The sequence below is a fragment of the Halomonas flagellata genome (assembly GCF_022487945.1).
Classification (GTDB): domain Bacteria; phylum Pseudomonadota; class Gammaproteobacteria; order Pseudomonadales; family Halomonadaceae; genus Halomonas; species Halomonas flagellata.
Window position 1 is genome coordinate 49,445 of the sequence record NZ_JAKVPY010000020.1, and the last position, 25,250, is coordinate 74,694.

Annotated in this window: 29 protein-coding genes and 1 pseudogene; 11 read left to right on the forward strand and 19 right to left on the reverse strand. The window is 66.9% G+C overall.

Translation table 11 applies throughout. The annotated features are described in order from the left end of the window. Nucleotides 1–68: 68 nt before the first annotated feature. The 9 genes from MKP05_RS15740 to MKP05_RS15780 all read right to left on the reverse strand — a co-directional run bounded on the left by MKP05_RS15740 (nt 69) and on the right by MKP05_RS15780 (nt 10,537). Nucleotides 69–899, reverse strand: coding sequence for an alpha/beta hydrolase (locus MKP05_RS15740; RefSeq protein WP_240569192.1), 831 nt, complete (start codon nt 897–899; stop codon nt 69–71). 4 nt (nt 900–903) lie between these two features. Further along, nucleotides 904–2,835, reverse strand: a complete 1,932-nt coding sequence (gene ftsH, locus MKP05_RS15745) for an ATP-dependent zinc metalloprotease FtsH (protein WP_240569193.1) — start codon at nt 2,833–2,835, stop codon at nt 904–906. A gap of 97 nt (nt 2,836–2,932) precedes the next feature. Beyond that, nucleotides 2,933–3,679, reverse strand: coding sequence for a creatininase family protein (locus MKP05_RS15750; protein WP_240569194.1), 747 nt, complete (start codon nt 3,677–3,679; stop codon nt 2,933–2,935). A gap of 83 nt (nt 3,680–3,762) precedes the next feature. Then, on the reverse strand, nt 3,763–5,745 hold the full coding sequence (locus MKP05_RS15755; RefSeq protein ID WP_240569195.1) for a putative bifunctional diguanylate cyclase/phosphodiesterase: 1,983 nt from the start codon (nt 5,743–5,745) through the stop codon (nt 3,763–3,765). A 341-nt stretch (nt 5,746–6,086) separates the two neighbouring features. Then, a complete protein-coding gene (locus MKP05_RS15760) occupies nt 6,087–6,455 on the reverse strand; it encodes an SPW repeat protein (protein ID WP_240569196.1) in 369 nt (122 codons plus the stop codon). A gap of 166 nt (nt 6,456–6,621) precedes the next feature. Next, nucleotides 6,622–7,491 (reverse strand): PA4780 family RIO1-like protein kinase, encoded by an 870-nt coding sequence (locus MKP05_RS15765; protein ID WP_240569197.1) that lies wholly within the window; start codon nt 7,489–7,491, stop codon nt 6,622–6,624. Nucleotides 7,492–7,506: 15 nt separating this feature from the next. Further along, on the reverse strand, nt 7,507–8,895 hold the full coding sequence (gene dbpA / locus MKP05_RS15770; protein WP_110283096.1) for an ATP-dependent RNA helicase DbpA: 1,389 nt from the start codon (nt 8,893–8,895) through the stop codon (nt 7,507–7,509). A gap of 230 nt (nt 8,896–9,125) precedes the next feature. After that, nucleotides 9,126–9,959: a PhzF family phenazine biosynthesis protein gene (locus MKP05_RS15775; protein ID WP_240569198.1), complete on the reverse strand. Its 834-nt coding sequence runs from the start codon at nt 9,957–9,959 to the stop codon at nt 9,126–9,128. 134 nt (nt 9,960–10,093) lie between these two features. After that, nucleotides 10,094–10,537: a DUF6789 family protein gene (locus MKP05_RS15780; RefSeq protein WP_146218661.1), complete on the reverse strand. Its 444-nt coding sequence runs from the start codon at nt 10,535–10,537 to the stop codon at nt 10,094–10,096. Nucleotides 10,538–10,643: 106 nt separating this feature from the next. On the opposite strand from MKP05_RS15780, the gene MKP05_RS15785 reads away from it, so the two are divergent. The 3 genes from MKP05_RS15785 to MKP05_RS15795 all read left to right on the forward strand — a co-directional run bounded on the left by MKP05_RS15785 (nt 10,644) and on the right by MKP05_RS15795 (nt 12,733). Next, nucleotides 10,644–11,579 (forward strand): aldo/keto reductase, encoded by a 936-nt coding sequence (locus MKP05_RS15785; RefSeq protein WP_240569199.1) that lies wholly within the window; start codon nt 10,644–10,646, stop codon nt 11,577–11,579. Nucleotides 11,580–11,604: 25 nt separating this feature from the next. Beyond that, nucleotides 11,605–12,288: a DUF6064 family protein gene (locus MKP05_RS15790; RefSeq protein ID WP_240569200.1), complete on the forward strand. Its 684-nt coding sequence runs from the start codon at nt 11,605–11,607 to the stop codon at nt 12,286–12,288. A 94-nt stretch (nt 12,289–12,382) separates the two neighbouring features. After that, nucleotides 12,383–12,733 (forward strand): hypothetical protein, encoded by a 351-nt coding sequence (locus MKP05_RS15795; RefSeq protein WP_240569201.1) that lies wholly within the window; start codon nt 12,383–12,385, stop codon nt 12,731–12,733. 70 nt (nt 12,734–12,803) lie between these two features. Here MKP05_RS15795 and MKP05_RS15800 read toward each other — a convergent pair whose 3' ends face one another. Beyond that, nucleotides 12,804–13,421 carry a transglycosylase SLT domain-containing protein gene (locus MKP05_RS15800; protein WP_276316643.1) on the reverse strand — a complete coding sequence of 206 codons (618 nt, stop codon included), beginning with the start codon at nt 13,419–13,421 and terminating at the stop codon, nt 12,804–12,806. 726 nt (nt 13,422–14,147) lie between these two features. Here MKP05_RS15800 and MKP05_RS15805 point away from each other — a divergent pair. The 4 genes from MKP05_RS15805 to MKP05_RS15820 all read left to right on the forward strand — a co-directional run bounded on the left by MKP05_RS15805 (nt 14,148) and on the right by MKP05_RS15820 (nt 17,433). Further along, nucleotides 14,148–14,459, forward strand: coding sequence for a hypothetical protein (locus tag MKP05_RS15805; protein ID WP_110283092.1), 312 nt, complete (start codon nt 14,148–14,150; stop codon nt 14,457–14,459). A gap of 406 nt (nt 14,460–14,865) precedes the next feature. Further along, nucleotides 14,866–15,141, forward strand: a complete 276-nt coding sequence (locus tag MKP05_RS15810; RefSeq protein WP_240569202.1) for a hypothetical protein — start codon at nt 14,866–14,868, stop codon at nt 15,139–15,141. A gap of 118 nt (nt 15,142–15,259) precedes the next feature. Beyond that, complete coding sequence (locus tag MKP05_RS15815) at nt 15,260–16,804, forward strand: SNIPE associated domain-containing protein (protein ID WP_240569203.1); 1,545 nt, start codon at nt 15,260–15,262, stop codon at nt 16,802–16,804. 119 nt (nt 16,805–16,923) lie between these two features. Continuing rightward, complete coding sequence (locus tag MKP05_RS15820; RefSeq protein ID WP_240569204.1) at nt 16,924–17,433, forward strand: hypothetical protein; 510 nt, start codon at nt 16,924–16,926, stop codon at nt 17,431–17,433. A gap of 30 nt (nt 17,434–17,463) precedes the next feature. On the opposite strand, the gene MKP05_RS15825 is transcribed toward MKP05_RS15820, so the two are convergent. The 3 genes from MKP05_RS15825 to MKP05_RS15835 all read right to left on the reverse strand — a co-directional run bounded on the left by MKP05_RS15825 (nt 17,464) and on the right by MKP05_RS15835 (nt 18,928). Then, the gene (locus MKP05_RS15825) at nt 17,464–17,811 is read right to left on the reverse strand and encodes a nuclear transport factor 2 family protein (RefSeq protein WP_240569205.1); all 348 of its coding nucleotides are present in this window, start codon (nt 17,809–17,811) and stop codon (nt 17,464–17,466) included. Next, nucleotides 17,812–18,474, reverse strand: coding sequence for an MBL fold metallo-hydrolase (locus tag MKP05_RS15830; RefSeq protein WP_240569206.1), 663 nt, complete (start codon nt 18,472–18,474; stop codon nt 17,812–17,814). Between the two features lie 61 nt (nt 18,475–18,535). Next, nucleotides 18,536–18,928: an HIT family protein gene (locus MKP05_RS15835; RefSeq protein WP_240569207.1), complete on the reverse strand. Its 393-nt coding sequence runs from the start codon at nt 18,926–18,928 to the stop codon at nt 18,536–18,538. Between the two features lie 379 nt (nt 18,929–19,307). Here MKP05_RS15835 and MKP05_RS15840 point away from each other — a divergent pair, with 379 nt between their 5' ends. After that, on the forward strand, nt 19,308–19,694 hold the full coding sequence (locus MKP05_RS15840; protein ID WP_240569208.1) for a septal ring lytic transglycosylase RlpA family protein: 387 nt from the start codon (nt 19,308–19,310) through the stop codon (nt 19,692–19,694). Between the two features lie 54 nt (nt 19,695–19,748). Here the strand turns inward: MKP05_RS15840 and MKP05_RS15845 are convergent, their stop codons facing one another. The 3 genes from MKP05_RS15845 to MKP05_RS15855 form a co-directional block, all read right to left on the reverse strand. Next, nucleotides 19,749–20,183 carry a YciI family protein gene (locus MKP05_RS15845; RefSeq protein WP_240569209.1) on the reverse strand — a complete coding sequence of 145 codons (435 nt, stop codon included), beginning with the start codon at nt 20,181–20,183 and terminating at the stop codon, nt 19,749–19,751. A gap of 231 nt (nt 20,184–20,414) precedes the next feature. After that, the gene (gene yghU, locus MKP05_RS15850; protein ID WP_240569210.1) at nt 20,415–21,290 is read right to left on the reverse strand and encodes a glutathione-dependent disulfide-bond oxidoreductase; all 876 of its coding nucleotides are present in this window, start codon (nt 21,288–21,290) and stop codon (nt 20,415–20,417) included. Nucleotides 21,291–21,465: 175 nt separating this feature from the next. After that, a complete protein-coding gene (locus tag MKP05_RS15855; protein ID WP_240569211.1) occupies nt 21,466–22,077 on the reverse strand; it encodes an NAD(P)-dependent oxidoreductase in 612 nt (203 codons plus the stop codon). A gap of 147 nt (nt 22,078–22,224) precedes the next feature. Between MKP05_RS15855 and MKP05_RS15860 the strand changes: the two genes are divergently transcribed. Both MKP05_RS15860 and MKP05_RS15865 read left to right on the forward strand, forming a co-directional pair. Next, entirely contained in the window at nt 22,225–22,596 is a 372-nt protein-coding gene (locus MKP05_RS15860) for a winged helix-turn-helix transcriptional regulator (protein ID WP_240569212.1), read from the forward strand. Then, nucleotides 22,586–22,807: a helix-turn-helix domain-containing protein gene (locus MKP05_RS15865; protein ID WP_240569213.1), complete on the forward strand. Its 222-nt coding sequence runs from the start codon at nt 22,586–22,588 to the stop codon at nt 22,805–22,807. Before MKP05_RS15860 ends, MKP05_RS15865 begins: the two co-directional genes overlap by 11 nt. Before the next feature lie 229 nt (nt 22,808–23,036). Here the strand turns inward: MKP05_RS15865 and MKP05_RS15870 are convergent, their stop codons facing one another. Further along, on the reverse strand, nt 23,037–23,537 hold the full coding sequence (locus MKP05_RS15870; protein ID WP_240569214.1) for an OsmC family protein: 501 nt from the start codon (nt 23,535–23,537) through the stop codon (nt 23,037–23,039). Between the two features lie 108 nt (nt 23,538–23,645). Between MKP05_RS15870 and MKP05_RS15875 the strand changes: the two are divergent. After that, a pseudogene (locus MKP05_RS15875) lies at nt 23,646–23,747 on the forward strand (transposase); the annotation flags it as partial. On the opposite strand, the gene MKP05_RS15880 reads toward MKP05_RS15875, so the two are convergent. Together MKP05_RS15880 and MKP05_RS15885 are read right to left on the reverse strand one after the other, a co-directional pair. Then, nucleotides 23,714–24,553: a CheR family methyltransferase gene (locus tag MKP05_RS15880; RefSeq protein WP_338072360.1), complete on the reverse strand. Its 840-nt coding sequence runs from the start codon at nt 24,551–24,553 to the stop codon at nt 23,714–23,716. The pseudogene MKP05_RS15875 and the gene MKP05_RS15880 overlap by 34 nt on opposite strands. Continuing rightward, nucleotides 24,550–25,011 carry a YchJ family protein gene (locus MKP05_RS15885; RefSeq protein WP_240569215.1) on the reverse strand — a complete coding sequence of 154 codons (462 nt, stop codon included), beginning with the start codon at nt 25,009–25,011 and terminating at the stop codon, nt 24,550–24,552. Before MKP05_RS15885 ends, MKP05_RS15880 begins: the two co-directional genes overlap by 4 nt. Between the last annotated feature and the right edge of the window lie 239 nt (nt 25,012–25,250).

Sequence of the window (25,250 nt, forward strand, 5' to 3'; positions counted from 1 at the left end):
GCACGAGCATGAGGCGCTCGATGCACCGGAGCTCGGGCAATACCAGGTCCCGCGTCTGCACATCCGGTTCACCGCAGCCCCGCCTCCTCGCGCAGGAAGGCATCGATCCCCGCCGAGTAGTCCGGTTCGCTGTCGAGGGAACCTGTGTTGTGGCCGCCGCGGATCTCCAGCAGCCGCTTGGGCTCGCCGGCCGCCGAGAACACCGCCAGGCCCTCGCCGAAGGGAATGATCTCGTCCTCGCGGCTATGGATCACCAGCAGCGGCGCCGCGATGCGTGTGACGTAGGCTTCGGTGTCGTAGTCGAAGCGCACCAGCCAGCGCGCCGGGAGGAAGGGGTAGAGCCGCTGGGCAAGCTTAGGCACCGAGCGAAACGGCGATTCGAGGATCACCGCGGCCGGCGATGTCTCGCCGGCCAGGGTGCTGGCCAGTTCCGCCGCCACCGCCGCCCCCAGTGAACGGCCGAACAGCACGATCTCGCCGGGGTCATGGCCGGCCTCCATCAGCCAGCGCCAGCCGGCGCGGGCATCCAGCGCCGTGCCCGCCTCGGAGGGGCTGCCCTCGCTGCGCCCGTAGCCGCGGTAGTCGAGGATCAGCACCGAGAGCCCCAGCCGGTGGAACTGCCGGATCGACGCCAGCCGGTGGGAAATATTGCCGGCATTGCCGTGGAAGAACAGCAGGCCGCCGCGGGGCTCGTCCGCCGGTATCCACCAGGCGTCCAGGCCCACGCCATCCTCGGTCGACAGCGTCACCGGTTCCCAGGCCAGCCCCAGGTCCGCCGGGGTGCCGACATGCTCGCGCCCCATGTGCGGCAGGTAGAGCAACCGGCTCTGGAAGCCCCAGGCCAGCGACACCACCAGGGCATAGACCAGCACCAGCCCGACAAGAAAACGCAGCAGCATGGCGTCACCTCATCGGTTCGGCCACCCGCTCGCCGAGCAGTCCGCGAATCGTCGTCGCCTCCAGGGTCTCGTGCGCCTCCAGGGCGCTGGCCAGGGCATCCAGTGCCTCGCGGTGACGCTCCAGCAGCTCGCGGCCGCGCGTCTCCAGGCCGATCAACAGCCGACGCACCTCGTCGTCGACCAGGTTCGCCGTGGCCTCGCTGTGCTCGCGTGGCTGAGCGATCTCCTTGCCGAGAAAGACGTGTTCCTGGCTCTGGCCGAAGGCCACCGGGCCAATGCGCTCGCTCATGCCCCACTGCGCCACCATGCGCCGCGCCAGCTTGGTGGCCTGCTCCAGGTCGTTCTCCGCTCCACTGCTGACCTCACCGAAGACGATGGATTCGGCCAGGCGACCGCCGAACATCACGGTGATGCGGTCGCGCAGATAAGACTCACTATAATTGTAGCGTTCTTCACTGGGCACCTGGGCGGTCACCCCCAGGGCTCGGCCCCGCGGCAGTACCGTGACCTTTTCCAGCGGGTCGGCATGAGGCAGCAAATAGGCCAGCAGCGCGTGCCCCGCCTCGTGATAGGCGACGATGTGGCGTTCGCGCTCGGACAGACCGACCTCCCTGGCCTCGCCCAGCAGCAGTCGATCACGCGCATCCGAGAAGCAGGCCCAGTCCACCACCTGCTGCTGGCGTCGACCGGCGAGCAGCGCCGCCTCGTTGACCAGGTTGGCCAGGTCCGCTCCCGAGAAGCCGATGGTGAGCTCAGCCAGCCGCTCCAGATCGACATCCTCGGCCAGCGGGACCTTGCGGGTGTGCACGCGCAGGATATCGTACCGGGCGTTGCGGTACGGGTTTTCCAGGGTGATCTTGCGGTCGAAGCGGCCGGGACGCAGCAACGCTGGATCCAGCACGTCGGGCCGGTTGGTGGCCGCCAGCACGATCACTGACTCGTCGGCATCGAAGCCGTCCATCTCGGCCAGGATCTGGTTCAGGGTCTGTTCGCGCTCGTCGTGGCCGCCGCCCATGCCGGTGCCCCGGGCACGGCCGATGGAGTCGATCTCGTCGATGAAGATCACCGACGGTGCCTGCTCCTTGGCCTGCTGGAACAGGTCTCGCACCCGCGACGCCCCCACGCCGACGAACATCTCGATGAATTCGGAGCCGCTGATGCTGAAGAAGGGCACCCCGGCCTCGCCGGCCACGGCCTTGGCCATCAGCGTCTTGCCGGTGCCGGGCGGTCCCATCATCAGGATGCCACGGGGAACCCTCGCCCCCAGTTCCTGGAAACGCCCGGGGTCCTTGAGAAACTCGATCACCTCGACGACTTCACGCTTGGCATTGTCCGAACCGGCTACATCGTCCAGGCGTACCTTGCTGTCCTGGCTGCGTATCTGGCGGGCCCGAGACTTGCCCATGCTGAACGGGCCACCACCCGATATCATGCGTTCCTGCATGCGGTTCCAGAACCAGAACAACAGGGCCAGCATCAGGATCCAGGGCAGCGCCGCCGCCAGGATGCGCTGCCACCAGGGCGGCTCCACCGGACGCGCCACTATCGCTACCCCACCGGCCTCCAACCGCTCCAGTAGCCGTTCGCCGGCCACATCCGGCCGGATGGTGGTGAAGGTGCGCGCCTCGATGCCCAGGGCGCGTTGACCGGCATCGGAGAAGCGTCCCTCCACCGCCTGACCGCGCAGCGTGACGCGCTCCACATGGCCCGCGTCGACCGCCTCGAGGAACTCGGAGTAGCCGAGTTCGATCCGCACCGGTCGCTCGGCCGCATCGAGAAAGTGGAAGAGCAGCAGGATGCCGAAGGTGAGCCAGAGAAACAGCAGCCACTGCTGACGAGGCGGCTGGGCGGGTTCCCGCGGCCCGTGCGACGGTGGAGTCTCCCCCCCATTGTGGCGAGTGGCCTTCGATGACTTCCAGAGGTCGGCTGATGGCATGGCGGTCTCGTCCTTCAGCGGTGTCAAAGGGAAGATGACGCCAGCCATCGGCGATTACAAGATGGTTCGTATCGCCGGTGTCGACCGAATGGCCCCGCTAGCGAGACGCACCGACGAAGGCCCGGTAGGCCTCCCAGGCGTCCTCCACCCCCGCCTCGAGGAAGCGGGCGCCGTGCTCGATGCTGGCCAGCGACGGGTCCGAGCCCATGCGGCCGTCCGGGAAGCGGCGGCGGAACTCGTCGGCATCGCACTGGGCGCTGCCCGTCGGGGCGACCTGCGGTGACATCGGCACCTGCTTCACCGCTTCCGGTCTGGCGAACCAGGAGAGCGACACCTCCGAGGCCGTGGCGTGGCTGCCCTCGGCGTCGCCGTACAGCGACTCGGCCAGCTCGCGTCCCCGCCGCCCGGCGAACCAGTTGAACAGGGCCAGCTCGAGCTCGCCACTCTGGCCCTGCAGGCTGCGCTCCGCCTGGACCTCGGCGAAGGCCGCGTTCACGGTGGCGATGTTGCCGCCATGGCCGTTGAGGAAGAACACATGGGTGAAGCCGTGGCGCGCCAGCGAGACGATGGTGTCGCGCAGCACCGCGATCAGGGTACTCGGCCGCAGGGTGAGGCTCCCCGGGAAGGCCAGGTGATGCTGCGCCATGCCGATGGCCTGGGTCGGCCCCACCAGCACGCCGTGCCGCTCGCCCAGCGCCCAGGCGATCGCCTCGGGGCAGATCGCATCGGTGCCCACCAGGCCGTTCGGTCCATGCTGCTCGGTGGAGCCGATGGGCACGATGATGCCCTTCTCGCGTTGGAGATAGGCCTCCACCTCCGGCCAGGTGGCGTGTTGCAGTCTCATGGGCAGCTCCTCGATTGTCCGTCAAGCGATCCACCGATGATGCCAGATAGATGGATGCCGTGCCGGGTGCCGGCACGATGGCGCTACTCCGGAGCCTCCTCATCGGGGACATCGCGGTACTCCATGCGCGACCAGAGGGGCCCCCGCAGGAGATCACACCCCTGCTGGCGCAGGTAATCGGCCTGCCCCCGGGTCGCCACGCCGCCGGCGATGACTTGCTGCCCCAGCTGGTGGGCCATGCCGATCATCGACCCGATGATCGCCTGATGGTGGGGGGTGTCGAGGCAGCCGGCGATGAACGGCTTGTGGATCTTGATGGTATCGATCGGGAAGCGGTTGAGGTGCCCGAGGATCGAGTGTCCGCTGCCGAACTCGTCGACGGTCAGCCGCACGCCGAGCGCCTTGAGCCGCTCGAGCATGGCCGCGGCCCGCTGGGGAGCACGCATCAGGCCGCTCTCGCTCAGCTCGAGCTCGAGCATCTCGCCCGGCAAGCCGCTATGGTCCAGGATCTCGCCGACCCGGTCGACGATCTCGCCATCCAGCAGCTCGGCGGTCGAGACCTGCACCGCCACCCGCAGGTCGAGGCCCGCCTCGATCCAGGCCTTGGCATGGCGACACGCCCTCGCCAGCACCCACTGGCCGATGATGGCCGCCTGGCCTGCCTCCTCGGCAACCGACATCCAGCGCGCGGATTCCATCGTGCCGAACCGGCTCGACTGCCAGCGCGGCTGTGCCGAGATGGCCACGACCTGGCCACTGCGTGCACTCAGCGTGGGCAGGTAGTAGAGCTCCAGCTCACCGAGCGGCAGGGCCTCGCGGAGTTCGCTACGCAGGGCGAGGCGATCGAAGTCGTCGTCGCGCAACTCGGGGGTGAAGACATGGTAGCGGCGACGACCGAGACGCTGGGCATGGCGCCGGGCGCGATTGGCATGACGCATCAGTTCGTCGACCGTACGCCCATGCTCGGGAAACAGGCTGATGCCGATACAGCAGCTCGCGACCACCTTGTGGCCACCCAGTTCGACGGGCTTGCTGGTCCAGTCGAGCAGGCGCTCGACGACCTTGAGCACCTCGTCCAGCGGCTCGATGCCCGGCAGCACCGCCATCATCTCATCGCTGCCGAGGCGACTGACGATCCCGCTGCCGCCCAGACAGCGCTTGATGCGCTGGGCGGTCTCGTGCAGGTAGTAGTCGCCCATCTCCAGGCCCAACGACTCGTTGATGGCCTGGAGCTGGTCGATGTCGACATGCAACACGGCCACCCTGCCCCGCTGGCCGGGAAGATCGGCGATGAGCTCCGCCAACCGCTGCTGGGCATGGCGGCGGTTCGTCAGGCCGGTCACCCCATCGTGAAGGGCGTGGTCGGCCAGCTCCATCAGCATCTCGCCGCACAACTCCTGCACCGCGGCCAGGTTCTGCTCGGCCTGCCGGCGGGAGGCGCGTTCGTGGTGGAGCGCCTGGACCTGCTGCTGCAGGCGGGAGACCTCGCGCAGCTGCTGCCGCGACTCCAGCCGGTTGTAGTGCTCGGCCGGCAAGACATGGGAGTGATGATCGCAGATGGCGTCGAAGGCCGCCTGATCCTCGGGCCGATCGAAATGCTGCAGGGCATAGCCGCACAGCAAGGTCATCGGCAGGCGATGGCAGGCCGCGTGCCAGAGCGCCTCCAGCCGCACCGCCGCCTCGGCGTTGCCCCGGGCACACAGCAGGTTGACCAATTCGCCGAAGGCGCGGGTGGGCACGGGGCTGGCGGCCTCGATGCCGGCAAGCAGGTGCCGCTCGAACAGCGCCTCGACCGGCATGCCGTCGCGCATGATGGTCTCGAGGATGAGGTCGGCATCATATGCCTCGAGTTGCCCACTCGACATGGCGGCGCCGGTGTCCAGGCCTGCGGCTTCCAGCCGTTGCAGCACGGCCGCCAGATGGGGCGCCGTCAACAGTACCAGCAGGCGTTCGCCGGCGGCGGCACCGGCCCGAAGGTAGTCGGCCACGACATCGGCAAGGAAGGTCTCGTCCGCGTAGAACTGGACGACATGATCATGAGGCTCAAACTGGGTCGCGACTTGCATGGGGTACTCTCACGGTGGCAAATCCCGCGCGATCAATCCAGCCGCCCTTTATTAGTGCTGACCATGCGACCTTGACCGATGCTGATGCGGAAACATTGCGACTCTCGTCAATAGCACGACCACCTCGCCGGCGTCAAAAGCTGAATCGAGAATGCAAGTTACCTCAGGATCGGCGGGATGAGGCGTTGCCCTCGATCGGCGGGGATAGCCGCCCACCCCGCCGGCATGCCCATGGCTGCTCCCTTCCGGCGGGCGCTAGGCCGGAGGACGCACGACGAAGAGAAGGGGGGCACTTGCCCCCCTTCCCCGGTTTTTGTCATGACATCATGGGCGTGACGGACTCAGGCGGTCTTCTTGCCCTCGTGGTGGGTCAGCACGAACAGCGACCAGGCGGCATCGCCACCCACCAGCAGACCCATGATGACGCTGTTCCACATCGCCAGCGTGACGCCGGCATACCCGAGCAGGAAGGGTGCGACGATCAGCGCAGCCCCCAGGGCAAGCAGGATCCACTCTTCCCACACCTGGGTCTTCCTGAGCACGGCGACGGCAAACACGATCACCGCGACGCCGATCAGCACCGGAACCCACATCACCATCCCGGCGTCGGCCATGGCATGCCCGAAGGCGAAGGGAGACGCCACCAACCAGGCACCGAACAACAACATCAGCCAATCACGCCAATGCTCCTTGATCTGCAAGGGTCTCATCTCGCCTACCTCCCAACCGATCACGCGGTTGACATCATCACGGGGCAGTCCGGGGGACTACGCAATTGTCATGGGGACGACCGCACGATTTTCAATCCCCTGCAGTCGCTGCCGCGCCCCTGCGACCCGTTAGCGGCCGGCTTCCCGAGGGTCAGGGGGTACCGCCCTACCGCTCGTCGGCGTCATCCTGTTCACTGCGCGCCAACGCTGCCAGGTGCTCGGCCTGCTCTTCCCGGGCATCCTCGATCACCGCCAGCAGGTCATCGACATCCACCAGGCGGGTGTCATGGGCGAAGCAGCCGGTCAGCCGGCTCTCCGGGTGCAGCTCGCCCGACTCGTACAGCGCCCAGATCTCCTTGGCGTAGTCGGTCTCGAGCAGCTCCGGCGCGAAGCGGCCGAAGTAGGCGCGCATGTTGTCGACGTCGCGCTCGAGCATCATCGCCGCGCTGTTGTTGCCCGCGGCGTCCACCGCCTGGGGCAGGTCGATGATCACCGGGCCCCGGGCATCGAGCAGCACATTGAACTCGGACAGGTCGCCGTGCACCAGGCCGGCGCACAGCATGCGCACCACCTCGCCGATCACCCGGGTGTGGTGTTCGCGGGCCTCTTCGGCACCGAGGGTGACGTCATCCAGCCGCGGTGCCGCATAGCCCTCCGCATCATGGATCATCTCCATCAGCAGCACGCCGTCGACGAAGCCATGGGGCCGGGGCACCCGCACCCCGGCGCTTGCCAGCCGGTAGAGGGCGTCCACCTCGGCATTCAGCCAGGCCTGCTCCTGCTCCTTCTGGCCATAGCGGGACTTCTTGGCCATCGCCCGGCCCTGGCGGCTGTTGCGCACCTTGCGGCCTTCCTGGTACTGCACCGCCTGCTTGAAACTGCGCTGCTTGGCCTCCTTGAAGACCTTGGCACAGCGCAGCTCGCCGCCCGAGCGCACCACATAGACCTGCGCTTCCTTGCCGCTCATCAACTGGGCCACGACCTCGTCGATCAGGCCGTCATCGACCAGCGGCTGCAATCTCTTGGGTATCTTCATGCTCCCCCTTTCCCGTCAGCGGCTGACGCGCCGGGCGCGAAACGAGCGCCCCTTGAGTTTGCCCGTGCTCAGCTGGGCGAGGGCCGCCTTGGCGACCCCGCGCTGCACGGCCACGTAGGCGCTGCGCTCGAGCACCTTGATCCTGCCCACCTGGTCGCCACGCAGCCCTGCCTCGCCGGTCAGGGCGCCGAGGATGTCGCCGGGGCGTACCTTCTGCTTCTTGCCGCCGTCGAGCTGCAGCGTGGCCATGGGCGGGGTGAGCGGGTCCCGCTCGAGCACGGCGCGACCCGGCAGTGGCCCCTCCTCGAGGGCCTCGCCCAGGAACTCGCCGAGCCGCACCAGCCGGTACCCCTCCTGCTCGGTGACCAGGGTACAGGCCACCCCCGAGCCGCCGGCCCGGCCGGTGCGCCCGACGCGGTGCACGTGTACCTCGAGGTCGCGGGCGATCTGGTAGTTGAACACCGCGTCCAGGGCCTCGATGTCCAGCCCGCGCGCGGCCACGTCGGTGGCCACCAGGATCGACGCGCTGCGGTTGGCGAACAGTACCAGGATGCGGTCGCGGTCGCGCTGCTCGAGGTCGCCATGCAGTGCCAGGGCACTGAAGCCCGCCTCGCCGAGAGCCTCGGCGACCTCACGGGTCTCGCGCCGGGTGTTGCAGAACACCACGCTGGACTCGGGCCGATGGTGCAGCAGCAGCCGGCACAGGGCCTCGAAGCGCGCCGGCTCGTCCGCCACCCGGTAGACGTGCTGGCGAATGCTGGTCGCGTCGTGGACCTCGGCGATCTCCACCGTGGCCGGCTCGCGCATCAGGCCCTCGGCGATCGGCTTGATGCCGTCCGTGTAGGTCGCGCTGAACAGCCAGGTCTGCCGGCTGGCCGGCGTCTCGGCGACGATCGCCTCCATCGACGCCTGGAACCCCATGTCGAGCATGCGGTCGGCCTCGTCGAGTACCAGGGTCTCGAGCGCCGCCAGCGTCAGCGAGCCCTTGCGCAGGTGCTCCTCCACCCGGCCCGGGGTGCCGACCACCACGTGCGCCCCATGGGCCAGCGAGGCGAGCTGCGGGCCGAAGGGCGCCCCGCCGCACAGGGCCAGCACCTTGACGTTGGGCAGGGTACGCGCCAGCCGGCGGATCTCGCCGGCCACCTGGTCCGCCAGCTCGCGGGTCGGGCAGAGCACCAGCGCCTGCACCCGGAAGGTCGTCACCGACAGCCGCGAGAGCAGCCCCAGGCCGAAGGCCGCGGTCTTGCCCGAACCGGTCTTGGCCCGGGCGATCACGTCGCGCCCCGCCAGCATCAGCGGCAGGCTCTCGGCCTGGATCGGCGTCATGGCGTGGTAGCCGAGCGAGTCGAGGTTGGCCAGCAGCTCCGGCGCCAGCGGCAGGGAATCAAAGGAGGAATCGGACACGGAAATAGACCTGCGATAGAGGGCGGGAGCCGGGCGACAAGCGAGCGATGGCGGGAGCCAGGAGGCGAGAGTCGGGGGAATGGCAAGGGAAGGCGGGCATGATAACAGAAAGGGCCGGAGAATACCGAAATATCGGTCAGGCAGCAGGGCTATCGCCGCTAGTTTGACGCTCGGGGCTGATCCGTCGACGGACGGCGAGGAGGCGCTGCAAAAGCAGCGCCCCGCCGCCGCTAGAGCTCCACCGCCGTGCCGGTGACCACGATGCCCCCGGTCGCGGGGATGTCCACCTCGAGCCGGCTCGGCCGGCCCATCGCCTCGCCCTGGCGAATGATCAGCCGGGCGGGCGCCTCGAGCAGCCCCGCATCGCGCAGGTAACCACCCAGCGCCGCCGCCGCGGCGCCGGTAGCCGGGTCTTCCACCACGCCGCCCACCGGGAAGGGGTCGCGGGCATGGAATACGGTCGCCGACTCGCGCCAGACGAGCTGCAGGGTGGTGAGGTCCTCGCGCTGCATCAGCGCCTCGAGGCGCTCGAAATCGTAGTCCAGCCGGTCGAGTCGATCCTGCGAGACCGCCGCCAGCACCAGGTGCCAGGCGCCGGCATAGGCCCTGGCCGGCGGCAGGCCCGGGTCCAGCTCGGCCGCTTGCCAGCCGAGGATGGCCAGCGTCTCCTCGACCAGGGCCGGAGCTGCCGCTCGGTGCTCGGGTGCCACCGACACCAGCGAGGCCCGCCACTCGCCCTCCACCTGGCTCACCGTCACCGGCACCCTGCCCACGGCGGTCTCCAGTTCGTAGGTGCCCGCCCCGTTCAGGCGCCCCAGCACCACGCCGGCGGCCACGGTGGCATGGCCGCAGAAGCTCACCTCGGCTTGGGGGCTGTAGTAGCGCACCGTGCGCCGGGTGCCCTGCAGCGGGGCGATGAAGGCCGTCTCGGAATAGCCCACCTCGGCGGCGATGCGCTGCATGGCGGCGGCGTCGGGCAGGGTGTCGCCCAGCCAGACGCCGGCCGGGTTGCCGCCCCTGGGGTCCCGGGTGAAGGCGGCGAGTCGATAGAGGGTAGCGGTCATGGGAGAACTCCCGGGCATCGGGACATGGCCCCACTGGGGCGGGAAATGGAAGAGCTCATGGCGAGACGACCGGCCTGAGCCGCGACGACCCCGCCACCGGGGCGGGCTCGTCGCACGTTACTGCACGTCACTGGCTACAGGCGTCGCAGCCAGCCGTAGGTGGCCCCCAGCACCAGCCCGAACACGATATGCCCCAGAAGGGTGGAAATGGGCGCTATCAGGCCGAACCCCAGGCCGAAGAAGCCCGAGCCGGCCAGGGGGAAGACCGTGACCATCACCACCAGCCAGGCGATCACGCCGAACGCCAGTCCACGACGCGTATCGGTGCCGCCGGGCAGGTCGGACTCGAACAGGCCGAACAGCGTGCCCCAGATCAGCGTGCCGACCACGAAGTGAATGGTCCAACCCACGTAGATGCTGCTTGGCGTGCCCAGCGCGCGCTGGGCCGTCAGGTTCATGATCTCGATGGGGTTGTACCAGGGCATGAGCCCTGCCGACAGGCGCAGGATCAGGAACATCGAGATGACCAGCGTGGCCACCAGCCCCGCCACCATCCCATAACCCAGACGAGCAAGCATGGAACACCTCCCTGGAGGTCACAGTGTGATCACAGTATAGGCGGCTCACGCGAGCCGCCACGCCAGGCAACTACACTGCTTTCAGCAGCATGTGCAGGAGATGACCATGACCCATCATCCACACCCCCTGTCGCGTCGCACGCTGCTGGGCGGGATGCTGTCGGTGGCGGCCGCCGCGTCGCTGCCACCGCTCGGGGCGCTGGCACAGCAGCCGGGACCCCAGATGCGCGAGGTGCCGTCCACCGGCGAGCCGCTGCCACTGGTCGGGCTGGGGAGCTGGATCACCTTCAACGTGGGCGAGGACCCGCTGCTGCTCGAGGCGTGCACCGCGGTGATGGCGCAGTTCTTCGCCATGGGCGGGCGCATGATCGACTCCTCGCCGATGTACGGCTCGTCGCAGGCGACCATCGGCCACGGGCTGGAGGCACTCGATGCCGTCGCCCAAGTCTACGCAGCGGACAAGATCTGGACCTCGAACCCCGCCGGCGGGCCGGCCCAGGTCGAGGCGTCGCGCCGTGACTGGGGCGTGCCGCGCTTCGACCTGCTGCAGGTCCACAACCTGGTCGCCTGGGAGGCGAATCTCGAGACCCTCCTCGGGATGAAGGCGGCCGGCGAGGTGCGCCATGTGGGCATCACCACCTCCCACGGCCGGCGCCACGACGGCGTCGAGCGCATCATGCGCGACGCACCGCTGGATTTCGTCCAGTTGACCTACAACGTGGTCGACCGCGAGGCCGAGCAGCGCCTGCTGCCCCTGGCCAGGGAGCGCGGCATCGGCGTGATCGTCAATCGCCCCTTCCGGCAGGGGCGGCTGACCGAACGCCTGGCGAGGGAGCCTCTGCCGGCGTGGGCAGCGGAGATCGGCGCCGAGAGCTGGGCGCAGTTCATCCTCAAGTTCATCATCTCCCACCCGGTGGTGAGCTGCGCCATTCCCGCCACCACCCGCGTGGACCACGTGCGGGAGAACATGGCCGCCGCCGGCACGCCGCTGCCCGACGATGCCTTGCGCCGACGCATGGCCGACCACGTGCGGGCGCTGTGAGTGACGCCAGGGTAAGGAGGGCGAGATGGGGTTGAGCGAGTGGCTGAGCTATCGCCCCGAGGACCTCCTGATGTTCTCCCTGCGGGTCTATGAGCGGCTCTTCGAGCTGCACAACCAGGCGCTGTGGCCCATGCAGCTGCTGGCCCTGGGGCTGGGCGGTGCGATGCTGTTCGCCCTGCTGCGCCCGCGCCCCTGGGGCACCCGCCTGATCGCCGCCCTGCTCGCCGTGGCCTGGGTGTTCGTGGCCTGGGCCTTCCTGTGGCAGCGCTATGCCCCCATCAACTGGGGGATCCGCTATGTCGTCCCGCTGTTCGTGTTGCAGGCGCTGCTGCTGATCGCCCTCGGCATGTTGAAGGGCGGGCTTGGCCTGCCGGCACGGTGGAGCGTGCCGCGCGGCCTGGGGCTCGCCCTCTTCGTCCATGCGTTGATCCTGCACCCGCTCATGGCCCTGCCCGCCGGGCGCGGGCTCCAGGGTGCCGAGGTCCTGGGGCTCACCCCCGACCCGCTCGCCATCGCCACCCTGGGGGTGGCGGCCATGGCCTCCCCGGCGCAGCGGGCCTGGCCGCTGCTGGTCATTCCCGCCCTGTGGTGCCTGGTGAGCGGGACCACCCTCGCGATCCTGGGTGCAGCGGGCGCCTGGCCGCCGCTGCTGGCCGTGGGCCTGGCGCTGGTGGCTCGGCTATGGCCGCGAGGCTCTCCCCCGGAATAGTGTCCCACCGTGACGTATCGTGTCGAAGCAACCACCACGGGTTATGCTCAGGCGGAAAGCGCCATGACAATGATCGACACGCAGGAGAGCCCAGATGGCCGATATCACGCCCCGGCTGACATCCGTCAAGGATCGGATCACCGAACTGGCGAATCTCGCCGGCAGCGACCAGGCCGAGAAGGCCCGTCAGCTCGCCGCGGAACTGAGCGCAGAGCTCGACCGCGCAATGGAAGAGGCATCGGCCCCGCAGGTCAACGCCTCAGACCGAGGCCGCCCCCTGCCCAAGGCGCCACGGCATGAAGTCGGGCGCTGCCCGGTCTGTTCGCTGCGCACCTTTCACTTCGAGAAGGGCTCGATCAGGGCGAACGCCGATGCCGAGAGCGGCTACGAGGCGTTCTTCCGCTGCTTGAGCTGTGCCTATGAGGGGTGGGTGGAGATCGACTGATCACCTGTCGCCCCGGGCACGCCGGCCTACCGGCCGGCATGTGTCACGCGGGCAAGGTCACGGCCTCGCCTCAGGCCCGGCAGAAGGGCCAGACCTGATAGAAGTGCCGACAGCGGAACTCGGCTTCACAGGCGGCCAGCTGGGCGCGATAGCGACTCGCCTGGGCACCGACCTGGCTGGCGGCCCGCATCACCCGGGGCTTGTTCCGGTAGGTGCCGCGTCGATAGCCACCGGCACCCTCGTGGTAGGCCAGGTAAAGGCGTTCGGGGTCATGCAGCGAAATGCCCAGCTGCCGGTGCGTGCGCGCGTTGTACCAGCCGATGAAGTCGGTGGCGTGCTTCATGTGGGTGCGGCGTGCGAACGTACTGCCGGCGTCGGCCTTGTATTCCCCCCACACCGGGTCCTGGGCCTGGGCATAGCCACGGGCAGACGAGGGGCGGGGGCCGGGAAAGATCCACAGGATGCGTTTCCTGGGTGGGCGAACGTGGCTGCGGAACGAGGATTCCCGCTTCACGAAGGCCATCTGTGTGGCAATCGGGGTGCCCCATGTCTCCTGGGAATCACGGGCGTAGTCATACCATTGCGGCTGTTCGCGAAAGATCTCGCAGATATTGCCCTGATCCTGCGGCGGCGACGGTGCCAGCATCGCACAGCCGGTGGTCAGCAGACCGAGTGCTGCGATCAGCAACCACCGCCCTGCCCGCGCTCCATGGCCGAAAACCCCTCGCCTGCTCCTGTGCCGATCGATCGATACTCCCACCTGGCCCCCTCCCGAGCTGCCACTGACGTTGTGCCCTGCATGATACCGCCCCGACAGGATACAGGTTCGTGCATCCAGGCGCGGTGATAGGGGCAGCAAGAGCCGGGAAGGCGTCATCGTCTGGCACCGCACACCGTGGATATGCCGCATTCACTGGCCTGCAACCACGCTTGGCTAATGGATGCCTTGCTGACACAAGAAAAAATGCTGCACCGCAACAAGAATGCGTCTACGCTGGGTGGTGTAGTCCCTTCAGGAGGGCCAACACCATGAACACCACACGACCGCAACCCCGCCCGTTTGACACCGAAGTGCTGCAGTTCTGGGCCCAGCAGGCCCTGGTGCAGCGCGCCGCCCACGAGGCCATCGCTGGCTACCTTCGCTGACGTATCAGGCGCGCCCTGATCGGGCGCCACCGCCGTGTCCCCTCGGACTCACCACAACCGCTACTATCATTGACTCGAAGATCTCTTCGGTCAGCTACCGGGCATCGAGCCGAGCAGCGCCGGCCCGATACCGATGGCCGGCTTTCACGCTGCTTGCACTATCCCGGCTGCGGAAAGCCTGTATGATGGCCTGGCAAGACATTTATCTACGGACTACGGAGCAGAAACCACGATCGATCATTCTTTCAAGCCAGCACGGGAGGTTCTCATGAAGGTCTACAAACCTGAATGGCAGTGCACGTTTAGCGTAAACGAAGGCGTGGAAGAATCGGCCAGCTGGAAAGCGCGTATCGCCTGGCGCATCCGGGAGTTCGCCGACAGGCTGGACGGTGGCGGAAGGACGATCAAGATCGACTGCAACGTCTCCCCTCGAGTGAGCCGCCAGGATATCGATACCTGCCTGGGAAAGGGCTTCGAAGTGACCCAGGGCCTGCTCCTGCAACTGGCCCATCAAGCCGCCTGCGAGGACGTCATGCGTCACGCCAAGGCAGAGCTTTTCGAGGAAGAGCACCAGCGTTGAGGGCATGACGTTGCCGGCAGTTACCGCACCCCATTCGGCCCCGGGCCGGATGGGGTGTTTTCATGTCGGATAGTCGGCCACCCCGATATCCATGGCACCCCGTCCCTGGGCCGCCTCGCCACCCGGACCTGAATTCCGGCACGATCCGACGCCAGCGGTCTCCCGCCTTGCATCGGGAAAGTTGCAACGACGTCATTGCCCGACGGCGAATCTCCGAAACACTTCTTGACTTACATAAAAACACACTATATTCACGGGAGAGAGTTCTCCCTTCTTCTCTCGACCCAATACAGATGCTTCAAGGGGCAGCACTGGCACGACGACACACATTGAGGAATCTCCGGTTTATGGGCCGGCATCAAGGAGTTCGGTGGTGAGATCGGGGCGAAGCCGAGGAGTTCATGTGATGGAAGTCTCGAGAATGTCATGCGCGCTGTCCGATGACCTGGTGGATCAGCTATTCCCGATGCCTGATACGCCGCCTGCCTGCATCCGGCTCGATGCTGCACTGGGGCGTCGGCTGGCAAGAGCCAAGGTGCGCCTGGATCGCGTGGAACGGGAAGTCGTCTCGCGTGACCTGAGTGCGCTGGCAATGGCGCGTGTGGAGTTCGCCCTGGCGGCCCGGGCGTTGGCGGACGATCTCGTCGCCCGCGGCCTGCACGCATGGGGAGAGAGCGACTAAGGGGGCCAGCTACCGTCATGCGCCACTTTTCTCTTGTCGGTGATCACCTACATGTCAAGCGAGCACAGTGTGGCAAGCTACGTCTGGATACCCCAAGAAGAACACGCAGGGAGGCATCATGTCGGAAGGAGCCATCGTCCTGGTTGTCATACTTTGTCTGGCGCTATCGGGTTGGGTAGCGGCACTGATTTATCGGCGACAGGCCAGGGCCAGCCAGAAGGACCAGGAGCACATACGGAAGTCGGTCGAGCATCTCTGGCAGTATGAAGCAGTGCACGACGCCAACGTACGAGCCAAGGTGCTGATACACCAAGCGGAGAATGCAGCCCTCGAGTCCGCTGAGCAGGCAAGATTGCTCGAGCAGCAGGCCCAGCGGGCAGCCGCTCACCTGCTGGAGGAGGCCGAACAGGAGAAGCAACGAATTCTCAGCGAAGGTCGCGCCCAGGGCAAGGAGGCCAGAGAGAATGCCGAAGCCATCATCACCAAGGCAGACCAGCAGGCTCGCGTGATCATCGAAGACGCTCGTCGACAGGCCGAAGAGACCGCCGGCAATGCACTCAAGGCCGTGGAAGACGCCAAGCTCTATGAGCAGACGGCCAAGGCCATGCGCAATATCATCGAGGGCTACCACGATGACTATATCGTCCCCAATGCCAGCCTGCTCGATGACCTGGCCGAGGACTTTTCACACAAGGAGGCTGGCGAGAAACTCAAGCAGGTCCGTCAACACAGCCGCAACATGGCCAGGAACGGGCGCGCAGGCGACTGCGACTATGTAGAGCGGACGCGTCGAGAGCACGCCATCCACTTCGCGGTCGATGCCTTCAACGGCAAGGTCGACTCCATCCTCTCCAAGGTCAAACACGACAACTACGGCAAGCTTCGACAGGCCATACTCGATGCCTGTGCCGTGGTGAACCATAACGGCAAGGCGTTCAAGAATGCCCGCATCACCGACCTCTACCTCCAGGCACGTCTGGATGAACTGAAGTGGGCGGTGGCCACCATGGAACTGCGCCGGATCGAACAGGAAGAGCAACGTGAGATCCGCGAGCAAATGCGAGAGGAAGAGAAGGCCCGGCGCGAAATGGAGAGAGCCATCAAGCAAGCGGAGAAGGAAGAACGCATGCTGGCCAAAGCCATGGAGGAGGCTCGCACGCAGCTCGAAAGCGCCAACGACGAGGAACGCGCCCAGTTCCAGGCTCGCCTGGCAGAGCTCGAACAGCAGTTAGAGCAAGCCGAATCCCGGGGCCAGAGGGCCCTTTCCATGGCCCAGCAAACCAAACGCGGCCATGTCTATATCATCTCCAACCTCGGCTCATTCGGCGAGGATGTATTCAAGATCGGCATGACGCGCCGGCTCGAACCTCTCGACCGGGTACGTGAACTCGGAGATGCCAGCGTCCCATTCTCGTTCGACGTGCATGCCATGATCTACTCGGATGACGCTCCGGCTCTGGAGAAAGAGCTCCACCGCCAGTTCTCTGAGCAGCAGGTCAATCGCGTCAACCCGCGCAAGGAGTTCTTCCGGGTGCCGATCGCTCGGATACGAAAAGCCATCGAAGAGGATGATGTCGAGGCGCACTGGACCATGGCTGCCGAGGCCTGGGAATACCGGGAATCCAGGGCCATCGCCCAGCGACAGCTGGAAGCCGCCTCCTGAACTCCCTTCCCTTCCTTCGGCATCCAACCGATGGGGGCGCCGGCGATATATTGTCCGCGACGGTGCGACTGGGCACTATAGGCAAGGGAATGGCCCTTTTCCGCCAGGAGGTGCCTCGCATGCCGAAAACCAGGAACAGGCGGCACAAGCCGACCGGGCCCTCGAGCAAGCCCCCCTCCCACGCCGGTAAGACGCGACGGCATTTCTGCCCTCGCCGCCTGGTGCGCGGTCTCCTGATCGCCCTGGCCCTCCTCGCCGTGCCCGCGACCTGGCTCATTCTCGAGGAGCGCGACGTCCGCGCGCTGGCCGACCTGAGCGTGATCGGCAGCGGCGAACCGGTCGCCGTGCAGGTGTTCGATCAGCGCCGCTCGGCAAGCCGTCGCCTGCGCGACAACGCCGAGCGGGCGCTGGCCAATATCGAACATCCGCCCGCCTGGCGCGTGGTGAACATCAACACCACCCAGGGAGCGCGCTTCGCCGGTGAGCAACTGGTCGACGAGGTCACCATCGTGCTGTTCGATGAACAGGGCCAGCGCACCGACGCCATACGCGGCGTCGCCAGCGTCGGCGAGTTGGAGACCGCGTTCACCGGCCTGCGGAGCCGAACGGTGCGTCGCACAGAACGCTGAAGGTCCGCCTCTCCCCGCTCGGCACTGGCGCTATTTCACCTCCATCAGGTAACTGGTCAGCTTCCTGATCAGCCCGTGCTCCATGAGGAAGACATCGCAGAATGCCAGGTTCAGGACGTCGCCCCCCTTCTTCCTGGTCTGCACCTTGCCTTCCGCGACGACGACGTCATTCTCTTCCACCAGCCGGGTGACGGTGATGACCGGGCTGCCTTCGAAGGCGTCGTTCTCTATTTCCCCATCGAACGCCGCCTTGCCGACGAGATGAAACGCCCCCGGTAGCTCCCACTCGACGTCATCGGTCAGGCAGGCAAGAATCCGCTCGTGGTCGGAAGCGTTGAAGCCGTCGAGGTACTGCCGAACGGTGCCCTTGTTGTTCATTCAATGTGACTCCTCCTCTTGCCCCGCCAACTCGGCGAGCGCCCGATCCACCAGGCCAGGCCACTCCCCCGGGGCGAGTTCCTGGAAACCGGCCTCGCCGGTGAAGGCGCTGGAGAAGACCACGTCGGGTTCGAGGGTCTTCAACAGCCGCAGGCTTTCGGCCAGCGTGTGCCGATCCTCCGGGGTGTTGTGCCCGGGGATGAAGCCGGCGCGCCAGCCGCCATCCTTGGTGCGGTAGAGGGTATCGCCGGTGAAGAGGTAGCGCTTGCCGTGGGCGGAATCCACCAGGAAGCAGGTGCTGCCGGGGCTATGGCCGGGGGTGGGGATCACCTCGATGATGTCCAGGTGCCGCTCGCGCTTGTCGAACAGGATCTCCGGGGTGCGCACGCGGGCGAAATCGTCACGCTCGGCAAGGTGGCCGGCCAACCTGGCGCCGAAGCGCTCGTGGACCAGCGTCAGGGTCTCCCCCACCTCGTCACGGTGGCTCAGGTACTGATAGGCCACGCCGCCCAGCTCCGCCATCCGCTCGATCTCGTGGCGGTGGCCGGTATTGTAGAAGAGCACGTTACCCGCCTCGCGAACGAGCAGGTAGGCATGCACGGTGAGCCCCGGGAAGGGGCTCTCCACTTCGGTCTCCCAGACGTCTGGCTGTACACGCTGCATGGTTCACATCCCTCTCGGTCGAGCGATACGCCACAGCCTAGAACCTCAAGCAAGGTTTCGATCAAGCCAGGGCCGCGCGGATCCGGGCGGCGGCGTCCGCGAGTTCCTCGGCCTCGGCTTGGGCCAGGCCCTCCACGCGGATATCCTGCATCCGGTCGAGCGGTACCAGGTGGAGATGCACGTGCGGCACCTCCAGGCCGACGATCAGCATCCCCACCCGCTCGCAGGGGAAGGCGCGCTTGAGCGCTTTGGCGAGCTTCTGCGACACCGCCATCAGGTGGGCGGACAGCTCGGCCGGCAGGTCGTCCCAGTGGTCGATCTCCTGGCGGGGGATCACCAGCAGATGACCGGGCTTCATCGGGTTGAGGGTCATGATCGCCACGCACCGCTCATCCTCCCAGACGAAGTGACCCGGGAGCTCGCCCTGGATGATGCGGGTAAAGAGAGTTGCCATGTCGGCTGTCTCCTCTCGGAAAACCCCAAGATGCCACAGCTGGCCGGGACAATCTCGCAGGGCAAGAGAGGAAAAGCGACCGGATAACGGCCGTCAGGGGCTGTCCCCGAGGGCATCGCCCACCACGACCGCGCGAGACGCTACGATGGCCCCATGGCCGCTCGTGCCCCCGGGCATGACCAGGGCGTCGTGCGGTCGATCCCGCGCCCAACGGCCACGGCGCCCCGTTTCACGAACCTCCTCGATCAGTCGACAACATCCTCGATCTTCACGCCGGGTTGCCGGCGGCGGCCATGGCGGTTACCATGCTAACGCCCACCGGCACCTCATCGCTTCGATGAACGCGCGATCCGCCGCACGAGAACCCTGAGGTAACTCCATGGGAAACCGCTTCCGCCCGATTCTCACCTGCTCCCTGGCAGGCCTGCTGGCGGCCGGCCTGGCCGGCAACGCGCAGGCCCACGACACGACCGCCGAGACCCAGCAGGGCATCGCGTCCTTCTACAGCGACAGCTTCCAGGGCGCCAGCACCGCCAGCGGTGAACCCTTCGACCAGCAGGCCCTGACGGCGGCCCACCCGGACCTGCCCTTCGGCACCAAGGTACTGGTCACCCGCCCGGACACCGGCCAGGAAGTGGAAGTGCTGATCAACGACCGCGGCCCCTTCGTCAAGGGGCGCATCATCGATCTCTCCAAGCGCGCGGCGCGCAAGCTCGGCATGCTCCACCGCGGCACCGCCCCGGTGCTGGTCACCCAGGTGAATTGAGCCCCCGACGGACGTCTGACGTCCCTTCGCCGGCGGCATCGCTACCGGCACCGCTCAGCGCTGCTGCTGCTCGGCGGCCTGGGCGCGCAGGCGTTCCTCCTGCTCGCGCAACTCCGGCGTGAACTCCTCACCGAAGTCGTCGGCCTCGAACACCTGGCGGATCTCGATCTCGGCTTCGGTGCCGGGCATCGGGTTCGGGCAACGCTTGACCCACTCGATGGCCTCCTCCTTCGACTGCACCTGCCACAGCCAGTAGCCGGCGATCAGCTCCCTGGTCTCGGCGAAGGGGCCGTCGATGACGATGCGCCGGTCGCCCGAGAAGCGTACGCGCGCGCCCTTGCTGCTCGGCTGCAACCCTTCACCGGCAAGGAGAATGCCGGCGTTGGCCAGCTCCTCGTTGTACTTGCCCATCGCCTCCAGCAGCTCCTGGCTCGGCAGCTTGCCGGCCTCCGAATCGTCGCTCGCCTTCACAATGACCATGAATCGCATGTTCGTCTCTCCTCGTGTTGGGCCGTTCCCTTCCTTGTCGAATGGACCGGCCGGCAATCGACAGTCAGCCTCACCGACCGCAGCGGGGCACCGCACCGCCGGGCGGGACACGGTCGATCCTGGGGGGCTGTCCCTCATTATCGGGCGGCTGACACCAAACGGCAGCGGGCCCGCCACCCTCAAGGTAGCGGGCCCGCTTCACCATCGCCCGATCCGGCTGCCGTCCGTGGCTTACTTCATGGCCTCAAACATGTCCTGGGTCTGCGTCTCGAAGTCGCTGGCATCGTGGCGCTCGTGGAGCTGCATCGATGGTTCCCCGAAGGTACGGTTGACCATGCGCCCGCGCTGCACCGCCGGGCGGGCATCGATCTCCTGCGCCCAGCGCTGCACGTGCGCGTACTCCTGCACCTGCAGGAATTCGCCGGCGTCGTAGAGCCGGCCCAGCGCCAGCTGGCCGTACCAGGGCCAGCTGGCGATATCGGCGATGCTGTAGTCGTCCCCGGCGAGATAGGGCACCTCGGCCAGGCGCCGGTCGAGCACGTCGAGCTGGCGCTTGGCCTCCATGGCGTAGCGATCGATGGCGTACTCGAGCTTCTGGGGCGCATAGGCGTAGAAGTGGCCGAAACCGCCGCCCAGGAAGGGCCCGCTGCCCATCTGCCAGAACAGCCAGTTCAGGGTCTCGGTGCGCTTCGCCAGGCTTCCGGGCAGGAATTCACCGAAGCGCTCGGCGAGATAGAGCAGGATCGAACCGGACTCGAAGACCCGGATCGGCTCGGACGCGCTGCGGTCGACCAGCGCCGGGATCTTGGAGTTGGGGTTGATGTCGACGAAGCCGCTGCCGAACTGATCCCCCTCGCCGATGCGGATCAGCCAGGCGTCGTACTCGGTATCGCGATAGCCCAGCGCCAGCAGCTCCTCCAGCATCACCGTGACCTTCACCCCATTGGGCGTGGCGAGCGAATAGAGCTGGAAGGGGTGCTTGCCCACCGGCAGCGCCTTCTCGTGGGTAGGGCCGGCGATGGGCCGGTTGATGCTGGCAAACTCCCCGCCGTTCTCCTTGTCCCAGGTCCAGACCTTCGGCGGGGTGTAGTCGGTCGCTTGGCTCATGACAGCTCCTTCAAGGTAGTGATGCGGTCCCATGCCGAGCTTCATGTCGGATGGGCCCTCTCCGTTCAGTCAGACAACCGATAGCCTGATAATGTTTCAGCCGCGACCCGAGGCGGCCAAGCGCCGCCCCGGACACCCGCGTGCCCGGGGCGGCCTTCGTGACCCTCGGCGGGGATCAGTAGCCCACGGTGAAGCGCTGCCGCACGTGAGCGGGCCGCTCGAGCTCGTCGACCAGGGCGATGGCGTAGTCCTCGAAGGAGATGCTGGAGCCGTGCTCGTTGCTCAGCAGCGTATCCTTGCCGAGGCGGAACGTGCCGGTGCGCTCCCCCGGCACGAACAGCGCCGAGGGGGACAGGAAGGTCCAGTCGAGATCCTCGACCGTCTTCAAGCGCTCCAGGAAGGCCACGCCAGCGCTCGCTTCCTCCTTGTACTCGGCCGGAAACTCCGGCTGGTCGATGAGGCGCTGGCCGGGCGCGACGTCCAGGCTGCCGGCACCGCCCACCACCAGGTAGCGCCTCACCCCCGCCTCGCGTACCGCACCGACCAGGGTATCGGCATCGCTGGTGGCAAAGTGCACCGCGCTGATCACCGCATCGTGGCCGCGCAGTGCGTCGGCCAGCCCCGCCCGGTCGTTGGCATCCCCCTGGCGGGCCGTTACCCCGGGCAGGGTGGCGATCCTGTCGGGATGCCGGGCGATGGCGGTGACCGTGTGACCGCGGTCGGAGAGTTCCTTGAGGATGCGTGAACCGGCGTTGCCGGATGCGCCGATAAGAGCGACGTTAGCCATGGCTAGGATTCCTTGGTTTGCATTCTAGACCTGGTCTACCAAATAGACCCAAGCGGCAAACTATGGTACTTCTTGCCCCTGCGCAAGAAGTCACCGCCATGCGACCCGGTCACACCGCCCTGACCCATGGGCGCCCAAGGAGCCGCCATGCCACGCCCACAACCCGAGAGCATCGAATTCGATCACCCCTGCCCGATCCGCGACGTGCTCGACCGCATCGGCGATCAATGGAGCGTGCTCATACTCATTACCCTGCAGCCCGGCACCAAGCGCTTCAACGCGCTGATGCGTGAGATCGGCGACATCTCCAAGCAGATGCTCTCGCGCACCCTCAAGCACCTGGAACAGGATGGTTTCATCACCCGCACGGTCTACCCGGAAGTGCCGCCGCGCGTGGAGTACCGCCTCACCGAGCTCGGCCACTCCTTTCTCGTACCGATGCAAGCCCTGGTGACCTGGGCCGACGCCCACCATCGCACCATCGCCGAGGCACGGAGGCGTTATCGGGATGGAGAGTGAGCTAGCCTGGCGCCAGCAGGCCTGCCTGCTGGCGGCGCTGCCCAGGCTATCGGCCGGCGCCTCGATCACCGCCATTGCCCTGGAGCTGGGCTACGACAGCCCCAGCGCCTTCTCCACCATGTTTCGCAAGGCACTCGGCCAGCCGCCCTCCGCCTTCGTGGGGTCGAGCCACGGGTACCGGCCCCGGAGACCGTCCAGTCCGCGCACCTAGGGGGAACAGGTGTGGACCGGGTGATTCCCGGCCATGAGATATAGTGAGTGCCAAGTGGCCGAACGCTGGGAGGAACAAGGGTGGCGGGATTCCGATGGACTCGCTGATCACGGCCGAGGCCCGGGCGCTCGCGGCGGGTGATCCCCTCGGCGCCTTGAACCGGGTCGCGCTGCGCGACGATGCGCCGGCGCTCGGGCGGGGCAGCCGCCCCGCCCGTATGCGGACTGGCTCAGGCCCTCGTCACTTTGGACTCGACCGCGTTGGCGTACTCGATCATGCCGTGGACAGGCGAATGCTGGATGAGCCGCTCGATCGTCTTCAGCTGCTCCTCGCTCAGATCGCCCTTGACCTTAACTTCCGACGTGATCTTCGGGATGCACGAAGTGTGCGCTTCCGGCCCCTTCACCTCAAACAGCACGCTCGGATCGACATTGCATGAAACCTTGACCTCGAAGCCTCCGAGATTGATGCCGTGCCGGTGGGCGTTGAGAGCGATGCTGTTGGACAAGCAGGCGGCCACGGCGCCGAGGGCCATCTCCACGGGTTCGGCACGATCGGTCGGTCCGACGAACCCGACCATCTCCTCCACTTCCTTCCACGCGCCATACGGTATGGTGTAGTGGCGCGTCGGCCGATCAATCCTTTCGTCGTTGAGCTTGTAGGGCCCGATGTGGACGGTGCTGCGTCCCGAGTGGCCTTCCCAGATCCCTGTCGCTTTGAAGTGGTCCAATTGGAGCGGACACCCCGATAAGCCTCATCCCGATAAGCCTCATAATGAAGTGGTTCAATTGGAGCGGACACCTCGATAAGCCTCATAAGGGAGGCAATGGAGGTGTTCATGACCAAGAAGACTCGACGTCGGTTTTCCGATGAATTCAAGGCGGATGCGGTGAGCCTGGTGATCGATCAGGGGTATTCCGTATCCTCGCCTTCCCGGCGCCGGTAGACCCGGACCTGCCCATGGGAGGGCTCGAACCCAGGCACCTCCTCCGGCAGCGCCTCCTTGTTCCCCAGCACGAGCAGGCCCCCGGGGTGCAGGGCACGATGCAGGCGACGGGCGATGTCGCACTGCAGCTCCCGGTTGAAGTAGGTGAACGCCAGGTGGCGGCAGGCAATGAGGTGGAAGCGCCGAGCCGGGAACTCCCCGCGAATGTCGCGACGCTCCAGCTCGACGGCCCGGCGGTACTCGTGCTTGAGGCAGTAGAGCGCGTCACGGCGCTCGAAGGCGGCGCCTTTCAGCGGCCGGGGAAGGTCCTTGAGGGCGCTGGCCGGGTAGCAGGCCTGCTCGGCACGAGCGAGCTGGTGCGCCTCGATATCCGAGGCCAGGATCGTCAGGCCCAGGCCGGGGAAGCGCGACTGGAGGCGCTCACGCCAGAGGATGGAGAAGGTGTAGGGCTCCTCCCCGGCGCCGCATCCCAGGCTCCACAGCGCCAGGGCAGCGGCGCCCTCCTCCCGGGCCCGCCGGGCCAACTCGGGGAGAAAGCGATGCTCGAGCAGCTCGAAGACCCGCCTGTCGCGCCAGAAGCGCGAGATGGTGATGGGCAGGAAGCCGTCGAGCACCTGCCACTCCTGCGGGTGCGCGTCCAGGTACTGCCGGTACTGGCCGACGTCCTCGATGGCGAGCGCGTCCATGCGCTGCTGCACCTTCCGGCATACCTGGCGACGGACCTTGCGAACCCCCCGCCAGCGCATGTTGAGGCGGGGCAGGGCCCACTGCAGCAAGTCGACGCAGTCCTGATCCTTCATGCTTGGCCGCAGCAGGCCTTGAACTTGCGCCCGCTGCCGCACGGGCAGGGCGCGTTGCGGCCGGGCTTGAGTCGGTGGACGGTGGGGCTGCCATCGCGATAGAACCAGCGCCCCGCCTCGCGCACGAAGCGCGACGACTCCTCCAGCACCGACCAGCGCTTGCCCTCGCGGAAGGTGGCGCGGAAATGTACCCATCCCCGCTCGCCCTCCTCGCCGCTGTCGAGCACCTCGAGACGCTTCCAGGTGGTCGCGGCGTGCGGTTCCAGGCTCGATGGACGGCTGCTCGGGTGCCAGGTCGCCAGTAGGTAGTCGGGGAGGTCGAGAGCGAAGGCGCTGTAGCGCGAACGCATCAGCGCCTCGGGGGTCGGCGCCGGCTCGCCGGCATGATAGCGCCCGCAGCAGCCGGCGAGGGGCCGGCCGCTGCCGCAGGGGCAGGCTGTGCGGTCGGGCTGTGTCATGCAAACCTCGTGTGGTGGGTCCCACCCGTATAGGGCATCCGTTGCCGCAAGAGCAAGCCGGTTCACCGGTCGCCGCTGATAATCAGGCCGTCCCCGCAAAGGTCGGATGGAAGGCCACATCCCGCTGGGGCCATTCGTCGCGCCAATTGATAGCCATAAAGTACTCCGGCCCCAGCCCAAACCAGTCCGACATACCGTTCATCTCTCTGTGTAGTGCCGGGTCACGCAGCGGCTCCGCT